The organism is Gaoshiqia sp. US2, from assembly GCF_059705485.1.
Map to the genome: position 1 here is coordinate 3,027,637 of NZ_AP048550.1, position 13,322 is coordinate 3,040,958.

At 44.4% G+C, this 13,322-nt stretch carries 11 protein-coding genes; 9 read left to right on the forward strand and 2 right to left on the reverse strand.

All coding sequences use genetic code 11. From position 1 onward, the window contains the following. Positions 1 to 8: 8 nt before the first annotated feature. Entirely contained in the window at positions 9 to 944 is a 936-nt protein-coding gene (locus AC6H3C_RS12100; protein ID WP_497516243.1) for an IS982 family transposase, read from the reverse strand. A gap of 118 nt (positions 945 to 1,062) precedes the next feature. Between AC6H3C_RS12100 and AC6H3C_RS12105 the strand changes: the two genes are divergently transcribed. Continuing rightward, complete coding sequence (locus tag AC6H3C_RS12105; protein ID WP_497521265.1) at positions 1,063 to 1,824, forward strand: DUF4861 family protein; 762 nt, start codon at positions 1,063 to 1,065, stop codon at positions 1,822 to 1,824. 153 nt (positions 1,825 to 1,977) lie between these two features. Here the strand turns inward: AC6H3C_RS12105 and AC6H3C_RS12110 are convergent, their stop codons facing one another. Then, positions 1,978 to 3,618 (reverse strand): alkaline phosphatase family protein, encoded by a 1,641-nt coding sequence (locus tag AC6H3C_RS12110; protein ID WP_497521111.1) that lies wholly within the window; start codon positions 3,616 to 3,618, stop codon positions 1,978 to 1,980. Between the two features lie 183 nt (positions 3,619 to 3,801). Between AC6H3C_RS12110 and AC6H3C_RS12115 the strand changes: the two genes are divergently transcribed. From AC6H3C_RS12115 to AC6H3C_RS12150, 8 genes are all read left to right on the forward strand, one after another. Next, positions 3,802 to 4,551 (forward strand): sensor histidine kinase, encoded by a 750-nt coding sequence (locus tag AC6H3C_RS12115; protein ID WP_497521112.1) that lies wholly within the window; start codon positions 3,802 to 3,804, stop codon positions 4,549 to 4,551. Beyond that, a complete protein-coding gene (locus tag AC6H3C_RS12120) occupies positions 4,514 to 5,233 on the forward strand; it encodes a LytR/AlgR family response regulator transcription factor (RefSeq protein ID WP_497521114.1) in 720 nt (239 codons plus the stop codon). Before AC6H3C_RS12115 ends, AC6H3C_RS12120 begins: the two co-directional genes overlap by 38 nt. Before the next feature lie 121 nt (positions 5,234 to 5,354). Further along, positions 5,355 to 6,128 carry a nitrate ABC transporter permease gene (gene ntrB / locus AC6H3C_RS12125; RefSeq protein ID WP_497521116.1) on the forward strand — a complete coding sequence of 258 codons (774 nt, stop codon included), beginning with the start codon at positions 5,355 to 5,357 and terminating at the stop codon, positions 6,126 to 6,128. A gap of 5 nt (positions 6,129 to 6,133) precedes the next feature. After that, entirely contained in the window at positions 6,134 to 7,510 is a 1,377-nt protein-coding gene (locus tag AC6H3C_RS12130; protein ID WP_497521118.1) for a CmpA/NrtA family ABC transporter substrate-binding protein, read from the forward strand. A gap of 12 nt (positions 7,511 to 7,522) precedes the next feature. Then, positions 7,523 to 8,347, forward strand: coding sequence for an ABC transporter ATP-binding protein (locus AC6H3C_RS12135; protein WP_497521119.1), 825 nt, complete (start codon positions 7,523 to 7,525; stop codon positions 8,345 to 8,347). A gap of 21 nt (positions 8,348 to 8,368) precedes the next feature. Next, a complete protein-coding gene (locus tag AC6H3C_RS12140) occupies positions 8,369 to 8,821 on the forward strand; it encodes a hypothetical protein (protein WP_497521121.1) in 453 nt (150 codons plus the stop codon). 23 nt (positions 8,822 to 8,844) lie between these two features. Beyond that, positions 8,845 to 10,926, forward strand: a complete 2,082-nt coding sequence (locus AC6H3C_RS12145) for a cation:proton antiporter domain-containing protein (RefSeq protein ID WP_497521123.1) — start codon at positions 8,845 to 8,847, stop codon at positions 10,924 to 10,926. Positions 10,927 to 10,930: 4 nt separating this feature from the next. Continuing rightward, positions 10,931 to 13,204, forward strand: coding sequence for a cation:proton antiporter domain-containing protein (locus AC6H3C_RS12150; protein WP_497521125.1), 2,274 nt, complete (start codon positions 10,931 to 10,933; stop codon positions 13,202 to 13,204). The last annotated feature ends 118 nt before the right edge of the window (positions 13,205 to 13,322 follow it).

The window sequence follows — 13,322 nt, forward strand, 5'->3', positions numbered from 1 at the left end:
GTTTTGGGTTAAGCGACTAATGGTAAATAGTTCAGGAATAAATACTCCCGGAACCTTATATTCTTATTTTTAACCGATGGTTTATGGTCAAGGAACGAGTATGCAGCAAGGCCTGCCAGGACATTGACCATCGCATTTACCGGGCTTCTGTGTCTTGAATGCTCTATATCACAGATATGCTTTAGCAGATCGATGACCGATTCGATCACCCCCCGGCTTTGCAGCCACCTCTTGTCTTCGAAAAACATTAACTTATTTTTCATGTTCTTTTTGGTTTTTGTAATCAACAGGAGCCCTTGTCTTGCCAATGCTTCCCGGAGCTTTTCACTAATGTAGCCTTTGTCCCCGAAAAGCTTTCCGCACAGACCTTTACATAGCTTGACGCCCAATTCAAGGTTGTTGTCCGCCACATTTCCGGGGGTTATAATGAAGGAAACAATCTCCCCAAACTGGTTGATGGCCAAATGCAGTTTCAAGCCAAAAAACCAACCTGTCGAGGTCTTCCCCCTTTTGGCCAGCCCTTTAAAAACCTTGTGCGAATGTATCCGCAGGTTATGGCAAACCACCAGTTTGGCCGAATCAATGTAATAAGTTCCGGTAACTGCCCCCATCCTGCAGGCCAGCAAAAAACAAAAAAGGTATAGCAGCATCCTGGGTTTGAGTTGGACAAAACGGTTGTAGGAAGGCAAGCCTGGAAAATAGCCTTTCAGGTGTACCTCTACAAAGTACCTGTAATAATATTTGAAACATTTGCTCCCCTGTAAATGGTAAAACATTTCAACGGCCATCATCTCACTCATTGATAACCCGCAGGGGACTTTGGATTTTTTGTTTTGCAATACCACGGGTATTAATTTATGCTCTATTTCTTTCTCAAATTGTTGGCAGAAATCATCGGCACAACAAAAAATTTCAATTAATTTTAGTTCCAAATTTTCTGTCATGGGAGCTTTGTTTTATGTTTTGCACTTAAAAGCTCCCATTTTTTTAAATACAATCTCTATTGAACTATCATAAGTTATTAACTAATAGCTGTTTATATCCAAAACTCACGTTAAAGATCTGTACGGTAAGCTGAAACCCGCAATGGTACTCGATAAGATACACACTCCCGAGTTGGGCAATTACCATGTATTGGCCGACTGGGGTATGGATGTGCTTCATTGCGGAAGTTCATTGGGCTCGGGTGGATTGGCCATGCTGGAAAACGATTCTTTGTATCGTTTGGGATCAACTGAAGTTTATGAGTATCAGAAAATTGCGGAAGGACCTGTTCGTTCGGTTTTCGATCTGAAATACGGAGGTTGGGATGTGGCCGGCCAAAACTTGTCGGCTGTTGAGCGGATCAGCATTTATCCGGGAAAATACTGGTTTCAATCGGATGTGACGGTATCCGGCTTCGCCGGTGAAAAGCAAATTGCAACGGGAATTGTGACCAGCCTGCTGAAAAATGATCCTTACGAATTTGACGCGAACCGTGAATACAAAGCGGTGGCAACGCTCGACGTCCAGTCGCTGAATAAGGATGAACTGGGAATGGCTGTTTTAGCAAAGACTGACGAAATTACCCGGATTGACAGGACGACAGATGTTAACTTTTTCAATTTAGGCTATCAAACCGTTCCTGAAAAGAATTTTAGCCAGGTCATCTCAGAAACCTGTTACCTCGCGCAGAAAATTAAGAACGACGAAGCTTCGCGGCATTTCTTTTTCTCTGTTTGGGGTCTGGAAGATCCGAAGTGGAAAGAGATCAGCGAATTTCAACAATACATCGCTGCCGAAGCCGACAAATTGAGCCATCCGATTGATGTTATGATTAGATAAGTTTACTTTTTCTTAGATGAAGCGGCCGGCCCGATTGGGTTCGGCCTTTTTTTCGATAAAAGCATGGAGGTAGCCGGTAACCGGTAACCGGTAACCGGTTAGCTTTGTACCTCGTGGTCTGGTATCTTTGCTTTTAAATTTTGATCTTGTGCGTTACCAAAGAATTTCGTCGAGTACGCGCCCCTGGCAGTGAGAGGGGATGTCGAAGCCCAGGATCTCGAAGATGGTGGGGACCAGGTCGATGGCATCTGCTTTTTCGCGGAACCTACCGTTTTTCACCCCTTTTCCCAACCATATCAAGGGGATGCGCGCGTTATCGTTATAATTGGTACGTTGGAATTTAAATTTTGGCTGCCAACCGTCTTCAAACACGTATAACACATCGCCAGAGCGTTTCAGGTTGTATGATTTGGCCATACTCATCAGTTGACTGTTCAGAAAGTCGCCCCGCTCAAAATCGGCAGAGGGCAGGGCCAGTTTCACGCCTTCGAACTGATTGATAAAACTGGCTGTTTTTGACTGGATTGTTTCCAGTGAAAGGCCTTTCTTCTCAATCAGCTCCCGGTTAAGGTAGATTTGCTGGTCGCCTGTAAATTCAATCCAATCGCCTTGTCCGTAGGTAATATTCAGGTATGATTTCAGTAAGGCAATCATGCTTTCGGGCGACACGAATCCCACAGGCATATTAAATTCTTCTTTCAGGTATTCAACCGGGTAGCTGGCCGAGCAGGCCGAAGTAAGCACAACCAGGGTATGATCGAGGCCAATATTCTTTTCCAGGTAGTTCAGTAAGGTAGCGACATCCTGGTCGAGCCGGAGGTAAGTGTCCTGCATTTCCACCGAGACAGGTCCAAACGAGCCGTTTTCGTAGTCCATCGATGAGAAGTTGATGCAGAGTAGGTCGGGGATTTCATCACGGCCCAGGCGTTCATATTCCATCAGGTTGATCGAGAAGTCAAGTACCATTTTGTTGCCGTAAGGTGTTGTTTTCAGCACCTTGTAGCTTCCGGCCCGCTCCTTTAATTTGCTGAGGTTGTAGGGAAAAGTATTCCACTTTTCGTAATAACCGGTTTCCAGCAGGTAATCGTCTTCGACGCTGGCCCCGTAACTGCCCGAGGGCAACAACAGCGACCAGTCGCGCTTGATATACAGATCGGCGAGTTTTTTATAGTTGAAGTCGATGGCCCAGGAAGGAAACTGATCGACATAATAGGAACTGGAGATCATGTTGCCGGTTTCGTTGTCGAGCCAGTAGGCCCCGTCGGCAGCATGCCCGGCTGAGAAAACCGCGCTGTAGTCATTCAGTCCAACCGAAAACACCTTGGCCTGGCCATTGGTTTTCAGTTTTAACCCATCGCCCAGGCCGGGGCTAAGCAGGCGAACAGCCGAGCGTTGCCCTTCGCGCGAGTCGCTGCCCACGGTCATGTAAAAATTATCTTCAATCGCGTTGATTTCTTTCCCTTTCAACCGGTCTAACCAGCTTTCGTTAACAATACCGTGCCGGTCGGGATAAACGCCCGTGAACAAGGTGGGGACACCGGTATAAGATTTCAGTACATGCAGGTTCATGGATGCATTGGAGCACACGGCTCCCTGGTTGAGCAGCCGCAGAAAACCGTCCTGCTGAAACTTATCGGCGTAACGCGACAGGTAATCGGTACGCATTTGTTCGATATTGATCACCACGACCAGACGGGGTGGATTAACCGATGGATTGTTTACTCGTTGTGCAGCCAGAACCCCACTGAACATCAAGGCTGCCATCACCAGATTGATTCTTTTTTGCAATTGCATGTTGTTGTTTGTTAAGAAGGCTCAAAAATAAGAAATTAAGGGTGAATGAAAACAGTTGTCAATAAATATTCAATGAGGGTGCAGGTACTTTTTATAAATGCAAACGACGCGGAGAAAACGTGAGGATCTGACACAAAATAGTTACATTAGTACACAAAATATCAAATTCTGATCAAACAAACGATGGATTTAGTTTATACCATAGCAGGTGTCGGATTGTTGTTGCTGGCAACAAGCGTTTACTTTTTTATAAAGTGGTTCCGGGCTGAAACGTTGAGAAAGGAGTCGGTTTCCAGGCTTCAGGAACTTGAGGACAAAACCGCCGGCTTACAGCTTGAATCGATTGAAGCGAAATTAAATCCGCATCTTTTTAAGAACATCCTGAATTCGATTCAATCACATGCCTATCAGACCTATTTCGCCCTGGATAAACTGTCAAACGTACTTGATTATATTCTCTATGAAAGCCGGAAAAAATTTGTGAGTCCTAAAGAAGAAATTGAGTTTGCATTAAACCTTATCGAAATCAATAAAATCAAACTTAGTCCGCTATTCGAGCTAAAGGTAAAGACCAGGATCAACGATTCAGAACCCTTATTCGAACAAAGGCTTTTAGCGCCGCTTATTTCGATCGACTTAATTGAGAATGCCTTTAAGCATGCCGATTTACAAAGTCAGGATGCCTTTATTTCCATTACTTTCGAGTTTAAAGAACATTGTTTTTATCTTACCGTGGCGAACAAAATTTCACAGAAGCCCCCGATTAAGAAGGAGAAAAGCGGAATTGGAACGGATACGCTTGAACGCCGGCTGGATATTATTTACAAAAATTGTTATAAGCTCGATCGGTTTGTCGAAGAAAATGTGTATATCGCTCACTTAAAAATTAATTTGCTTGAACACAAAGCTAAAGTGTTTGCTGCTGGACGATGAGTTACCGGGTTTAACCTACCTGAAGATGCTCTGCGAACAAATTCCCGGGTTGGAGGTTGTCAGGGCATTCAACAATCCTGAGATTTTTATACGGGAGATTCCCGATCTTGAATTCGATCTGTGCATTCTGGATATTGAAATGCCCGGGATGAATGGTTTACAGATAGCAAATCTGCTTCATGGAAAACCGGTAATTTTTGTAACGGCTCATCGCGACTATGCAGCAGATGCTTTTGACCTGAGTGCGGTGGATTATATTCGCAAACCGGTTAAAAAAGAACGCCTTGAACAAGCGGTTACTAAAGCGATTGCCTTGATTAACAGTGCAAAGAACCCAAAGAATTTTATTCAGCTGAATACGGATAAAGGCAAAGCGCTTTTGTTCTTTGATCAGCTTTGCTACATAAAAACTGCCGAAACGGATAGCAGGGATAAAATTGCCCGCTTAACCGATGGCGGGGAATTCATCTTGAAAAACATCTCATTCGAACGGCTGGCAGAAATGCTTCCCGCCGGTGATTTTTGCCGGATCAACAAAAAAGAGCTCATTGCACTGAAAATAGTCCGCGTGTTTTCGTTTGACGAAATTACCACGACACTTCAAGGCACATCGGGAAAAAACCTTACGCTTACCCTCAGCGAGGCCTACCGGAAAGAGTTCATGCAAAAAGTAAACAGCTGAGTTTGATTACAAGTTTTCTCCTTCTTATTCCAATTTCCGGTTACTATGCTCCAATCGCAAATTTGCAGCCCGGGGAAGTTGCAACTTTGCGATACACGGATGATCACAATGAGAGAACGTTATGGGAGCATTTCGCAAAATATTATACCCGCTTTGGGGTTTTGTTTTCCTAATCGCGCTATGGTGGCTGGTTGCCAAATATTTGACTCATTTAATGCCTGCGCCGCTCGATGCCTTGAAAGCCAATATTGACTTTATTCTTAATCCGTTTTATGTTAGGGGGCCGGGCGATGTGGGTATCGGATTTTTATTACTGGAAAGTTTGAAAAGGGTACTAACCGGCTTTGTTCTGGGCAGTCTGTTTGCTGTACCGCTTGGTTTTATGATCGGTTTATCCAAAACAGCCCGACAGATCTTCAATCCACTGGTGCAGGTATTACGACCTGTTTCTCCGGTAGCATGGTTGCCTGTTGCCCTGGCTGTATTCAATCTGGCAAATCCTTCGGCCATATTTGTGATTTTCATTACTTCACTCTGGCCTACCGTAATTAACACAGCCGAAGGCGTTTCAGGAGTCAGCAAAGACTTTCTCAATGTGGCCAGGGTACTGGAAATGCCGCGATGGAAACAGATTTATAAGATTATTCTTCCTGCAAGTTTACCTTATATATTTACCGGGTTGCGGATCAGTCTGGGAATAGCCTGGCTGGTCATTGTTGCCGTTGAAATGCTTACAGGGGGACGCGGAATCGGATTCTTCGTCTGGGACGAATGGAACAGGCTCAACTTAAGCTCTGTTCTGCTGGCCATAGTCGTCATTGGTTTTACCGGCTTGGCGCTTGACTGGCTGATCAGAAAAATTCAGCAATTATTGAATTTCGATTATCAAACTTAACCGGGATGATTCATAAAAAATATAACAGAAGGGATTTTATTGGGTTGGCAGGCAGTGGTGCGTTGGCCTTGAGTCTTTTTAATGCGTGCAATACCCCTGGTGGTTCTGCTGTTTCGCTTATCAAAGAGCCTGACGATGTTGAACCCGTGGTTGATCCGAAAAGTCTGGAAAAACCTGAACTTACCATCGGTTATGTACCGGTTAATGATTGCCTGCCCTTTGCTGTTGCCTACACCCGGGGTTTTTTCATGAAATACGGGTTGAAGGTTAAACTGAGCAGGGAATCAAGTTGGGCAGCTTCACGCGACGGGGTCATTTTTGGTCGGCTTGATGCTGCGCCTGTTGTTTCTGGCGCTGTAATTAATGCCAGATTAGGAGCTGAAGGAGCCGTACCCGCAAAATTGTGTGCAGGTATGACCATCCATCGTCATGGGAACGCCATAACTATGAGCCGGGGCATGTGGGAAGCCGGCGTACGTCCTTTACACGAGTACCAGGGCGATTTGGAACGAATGGGGAAAGACATCCGGTCGTATTTTCAATCCTTGCCCGGTTCTCAACGCAATGTAGCAGTTGTACTCAGCTCGGCCATCTACGAGTACCTTGTCCGTAATCTTCTGAATATATGTCAAATGAATGTTTTGAGAGACTTCCGGATAATGATTATCCCACCTCCGCAAATGGTAGCCAATATGCGTATAGGCACCATGTATATGTATATGGTGGCTGAGCCTTGGAACACGCGGGCCATCAGCGGTAACGAAGGAGTTGGATTTACTTTTGCCCACGGGAAGGAATTGTGGAGCGGACATCCCGACCGGCTGCTGGGAGTCATGGAAGATTTTATAGAAAAATATCCCAAAACATACCGTTCGTTAATAAAAGCAATGGTTGAAGCCTGTCGTTGGTGCAGTCGGATTGAAAGCAAAGAAGAGCTTGCAGAACTTGCATCAGCACGTGCATTTACAGGAGCGGCGACCAAATATACACGGGCAGCATTGACAGGAAGTTATAATTACGGAGGATTTGACGGCATTGAACGGAAGAAGTACATTCCTGATGCCACGATATTTTTTGATCTGCCCGAATACCTGAAAGATGATATCAATGATCATTCAACTTTTTTATGGCAATCTCAGGGGCTTTGGCTTATGGCACAGGCGGCCAGATGGAAGCAAATAAAAACCCTGCCCGAGAATCCCCTGGCAGTAGTAAACAAAAGCTGGCGGACGGATTTGTACCGGGATATTGTAAGTGAAATAGGCATTGCCTGTCCATCTGAAAACTTGAAAACTGAACCGGGAAGCCGTTTTATAGATGGAATGGAGTTTAATCCCCGGAATCTTCAAGGCTATCTCAATTCAATAAGTAAAAAATTATAACTCATAGAGGGTATGACATCAAAAACTGAAAATAAAATACTGCTCGAAGTCCGTGGTGTTTCAAAAGTTTTTTCAAAAAACGGTTCTTCCAGTATAATTTTTGAAAATCTGAATCTTATGGTTTATGAAAACGAATTCGTAGCTATTTTAGGTCATTCCGGTTCCGGGAAATCAACCCTTTTGCGTTTGATTGCAGGACTCGAGTCTCCTACTTCCGGAACTATTTATTTAGGAGATCAAGCGATATCCGGCCCGGGAAAAGAACGTATGATGATATTTCAGAATTACGCCCTGTTGCCCTGGTTGTCGGTATATGGTAACATCAAACTGGCTGTCGATGAAGTTTTTCCCCAAAAGAGCAAAAAAGAGAAAGATGAACTCATCAAATCGTACATTCGAATGGTTCATCTGGAGAATGCCCTTCACAAAAAGCCCGATGAGCTTTCGGGAGGAATGAAACAACGTGTAGGAATAGCCCGCGCGTTAGCCGTTCATCCACTCATGCTTCTGATGGATGAGCCATTGGGCGCACTTGACCCGTTTACGCGGTCACATTTGCAGGATCAGATTTTGGAATTGTATTATAAACAACACCAAACCATCATATTGGTCACACACGATGTCGAAGAAGCCCTGTTGATGGCCGACCGGATCGTCGTGCTTAATGTGGGAAAATCAGCCTTTATCGGGGAAGTGATTGAAGTGCCGTTTGCACATCCCCGTGACCGTGTAAAGCTTAGGGAGGATGAAACATTTAACCGGCTGAAAAATGAAACCCTGAAGCTCATGGAATCCTATTTTGAGCATGTACCAATAGAAGCGTCAGAAACAGTTTAATGCGTATTAAAATAAAAACCAATGAGATGCAGAATTATCAGATACAGTATGGCAGCTTTGGCCATTTGGCTGGGCGCCTGCATCAGTCCGGGGGCAGAAAAGGAAAATGATGTTTACATCGTCAGTACCTGGCAGCTTGATGAAAAAACACACCATTCAATCGTGCATCACTGCGTGGAAACCGAATTTGCAGACAGTCCGGCAATATTTGTATTGAAGAGAAAGGGAGATGACCTGCTTTTGCAATTTAACGGGCAGCATCATATCTGGGTGGCACCGGCCAATAAAAAATATTTTTATGCCTGCCAGGTACTGAAATCATCCACATCAGGCCGATTTTGCGGTTTTCAAACGGAAATCAGCATTTATTTCAGCCTGGCTGGCCGCGACCAAAATAAAATAAAGGGTTTATGGAGGGCTACCACCTGCGACTATTGCCCGAAAGTAGCGTTTATAGCCCACAGAATTGATTAACCAAATCATAAAAACAACAGTTTATGAGTGAAATTAGTTTGCCAATAAATGACCATGTATTATTATTTTTTGCGCTGATATTCATTATTCTGGTGGCGCCGATTTTATCGCGCCAGATAAAATTGCCGGGAATTGTAGGAATAATAATCGTAGGGGTAATCGTTGGTCCAAACGGGCTGAACATGATTGCGATGTCTTCGGCAATTGAGCTTTTAGGAGCGGTAGGTTTATTGTACATCATGTTTTTGGCAGGTTTGGATATTAACCTGCTCGATTTTAAACGGAATAAAGATAAAAGCCTGATTTTTGGGATTCTTACATTTATAATCCCTCAGGTTTTTGGTACCTTTCTTTTCAGGTTACTGGGCTTCTCGTGGCCGGCCGCCATTCTGATCGCAAGTATGTTTGCCTCTCACACATTAGTCGGTTATCCAATCATTACCAAATTAGGAATCGTTCGGAACAGGGCTGTTTTAACCACGGTAGGAGGGACCATTTTTGCCGATACCCTTGCACTGTTGGTGCTTGCAGTAGTTGCACGTTCGGCAAACGGTGGCCTCGACCTCAATTTCTGGATAACATTAACAGTTCTTTCAACCGTCTACGTTCTTGCGATGGTATACCTGCTTCCGATTTTGGGACGTTTGTTTTTCCGCCACGTAGACGATGGGATTATACAGTTTCTTTTCGTGCTGGCCGTCGCATTTTTGTGCGCTTTTCTGGCCCGGGCAATTGGTATCGAACCCATTGTAGGCGCTTTTCTGGCCGGCTTGGTATTAAACCGGATGGTGCCGGCCTCAAGCCAGTTGATGAACCGGGTTCAGTTTGTCGGGAACTCCCTGTTTATCCCGTTCTTTTTGCTTTATATCGGGATGATCGTCGATGTGGAGGTCTTGCTGAAATCGCCTGCATCATGGATCATCATGTTAACCATGCTTGCTACCAATATGTTGACTAAGCTGGTTTCGTCCAAGTTGACTCAGCGCATCTTCAGATTTACCAAAGAGGAGGGGTGGGTTATTTTCGGGCTGACAACTACCGAGGCTGCCGCTACCCTGGCCGCTACCCTGGTGGGCTACAGATTGGGCATCATTGGCGACGAGATATTGAATGGCGTTGTGTTAATGATCCTGGTGACCTGCATCATTGGTCCCTGGGTGGTTGAACATTTTGGGCGTAAAATCGCCCTCGAGAAATCGGGACAAAAATTTGAACGGGTCAGATTTCCGCACGTACTGGTGCCGTTATCCAATCCGTCAACCGTAAATAACTTATTATCTGTTGCCATCATCTTAAAAGATTATGCATTAAATCATATTTCGGCACTGTCGGTTATGACTGACCCGATGAATCTGGAAGATCATCAGGATTTTTCGGAGAAGTTGTTGGAAAATGCCAGGGAATATGCTGTTTCTGCGGGGGTAGAACTGAACACCCTGAAACGGATTGATGTAAATGTAGCCAATGCCATTGCCCGCGCTGCCCTCGAAGAACATGCCAATTTGCTGATCATCGGGTGGAACGGACAAATTTCAGCACAAGACCGTATTTTTGGAAGCGTACTCGACCAGTTGCTGGAGCTTTCGTCACAATCTGTCTTTGTTTGTAAAATGGATAGTTCGATCATGAGCAATTCCCGGGTTGTATTGTACCTGCCTCCCAAATCAGTTAAAGAACCTGGTTTTTTCGACGTGATGACATCGGTTATTCATTTGGCAAAAGGCATGAATGCCCCGCTTCATTTGGTGCTGGATGAAGGATTGCTTGAGATTATGGAATTAACCCTGAAAGACCTGAAAACAGAAGCCGAAATCGATTTCCACCCGTTTTCGGAGGCGGAGTCTCCGTTCGAACAATTATCGTCGGTCGTTAAACAAGACGATCTTTTAATTGCATTTGGAGCCCGCCGGAAAACCATGAGCTGGCTGCCTTACGCCGATCATTTGCCCAATAAATTGGCGGCTGATTACCGGGATATGAATTTTATTATTGTTTATCCGGGTATCCCGTACGAAAAACATGAATTTGTTACCTTTGAGGAAGAATCATCCGTTCTTGACGATCTCGCTTTTCGTTTTACCGAGACAAGCAAACGGATACCATGATAATATGAGAAGATTCAGGAGTACATTCTTTTACATGGGTATTGCCGGAAGCCTTTCCTGTTTGATCATTCTTACCATTTGGCTTGGCGCAGACCTGGACCCGGGAGGAATTGAAGGAATCGCGGGAGCCGGGAAAAATCACCTTGCAGCATTTTTTCATTTATTTGTTCAGAATCTGAATCATCCGCTTGCCACATTATTGGCACAAATTATTCTGATTGTTCTTGTTGCCCGCTTGTTCGGATGGGGATGCAGGAAAATCGGACAACCCCGGGTCATTGGTGAAATTCTGGCCGGCATTGTTTTAGGTCCGTCCTTGTTAGGCTTTTACTTTCCGGCTGTCTTTTCTTCTGTTTTCCCGTCCGGATCGCTTGATAATCTGCATTTTGTCAGTCAGATCGGTCTCATTCTTTTCATGTTTGTGATTGGTCTTGAACTGGATTTGAGTGTATTAAAAACCAACGCCTACAACGCGGTCATAATCAGTTATGCCAGTGTTATCTTTCCGCTGGCTTCGGGAGTCGCCCTGGCGTATTATCTTTACGCCTCATTTGCTCCTCCGGGGGTGCCGTTTTCTTCCTTTGGTTTATTTCTGGGAGTGGCCTTAAGTATCACCGCATTTCCGGTTTTAGCAAAAATAGCCAAGGAAAAAGATATTCACCGAAGCCGGATCGGAACCATTGCTGTAACCTGTGCAGCCTCTGCCGATATCATTGTTTGGGCCGTATTGGCTGTGATTATTGCAATTGTCAGGGCCGGATTTATTTTAAGCGCCATTTACTCCATCCTTTTTGCGCTGCTCTACCTGGCCCTGATGATCAGAATCGTCCGACCGTTTCTGAAACGGGTCGGCGAGTTGCATCCGGCAAAAGAAAACCTGAGTAAACCTGTCGTTGCTATTTTTTTTATTACGCTGGTGCTTTCGGCGTATGTGGCAGAGGTTATTGGAATACATGCCCTGTTTGGCGCTTTTTTGGCAGGAGCAATTATGCCGGAAAATGTAAAGTTCAGGAGCTTGTTTATTGAAAAAGTTGAGGACATTGCCATCGTGCTTTTATTACCCCTATTTTTTGTATTCACCGGGCTTCGGACTCAGATTGGCTTGCTCGACCAGTTATTCTTATGGAAAATAACCGGGTTGATTATCCTCGTTGCTATCGCGGGAAAATTTCTGGGAACAGCCTTACCTGCCAGGTTAACAGGAATGAATAACAAGGAAAGTTTTATCCTTGGAGCCTTAATGAATACCCGCGGCCTAATGGTTTTGGTTGTCCTTAATATTGGATACGATATCGGCATTTTAACTCCCGAAATCTTTACCATGATGATGATTATGGCCTTGGTGACAACGATTATGACCGCGCCGTCCCTGTCGGTAATTGATTGGGTGTTTAAGCCAAAATCAGGAGATTTTAAATATGAATTGAGTTCGTGGAGCAAGTACCATATTTTGATTTCGTTTGCAAATCCCGAAATGGGAAGATCGTTGTTACGTTTGGCCAATAAGCTGGTAAAAAAGCTCGATGAAAACGCGTCAATTACGGTGATGCACCTTTTGCCTGACACGGAGTTTCATCAGCACGATCTTGAGGCGTATGAGCAGGAAAGTTTTGCGCCGGTGGTTGATGAATCAAAAAAACTTAATCAGAAGATTTCCACTTTGTTTAAAGTTTCAAATAACATTGATGCCGATATTCCGGAAATGGCAGACGAAGGTCATTTTGATTTGCTTTTGATCGGGATTGGTCAATCGATCTTTGAAGGCAGTTTATTGGGAAAACTGCTTGGTTTTACTAGCAGAATCATGAATCCGGACAGAATATTGAACCAGCTCACCGGAAAGGAAAATTTATTCGGGAATTCCCCTTTTAACGAAAGAACCCAGGCCATAATATCGGGGACAAATGTTCCTGTTGGTGTTTTAATTGACAAAGGACTGGAAAGTACCGATTTCGTTATTGTTCCTGTTCTTTCTGATCAGGACTGCCACGTCATCGGTTTTTCAAAAAAACTGATCCGAAACTCCGGCTCACAGGTTGTTGTATTGGATCCGTCAGATTTGATTAAAAATAATGTTGAATTCAAGGAACTGATAAAAAGTATCGAACAGATTGCGCCAAATCATATCGCGGTTTTTAACGACAGCTTGATTGATTACAACCTGCTGGAAAAAAGCAATTTGATGCTAATCAGCGTCTCCAGTTGGAAAAAAGCAATAAACAGGAAAAGTAGCTGGTTAACAATGATTCCTTCAACGCTCATTATTTCGGGGAAGTAAGATTCGGAAGCAACCTGATATTGATATTTTGAATGTCCAGGCGGATTCTTATCTTCAGCCTCATGCACGGCGAAATTAAAACATATAACCTGACAGACACCGCGGGGAAGCAGGTTGA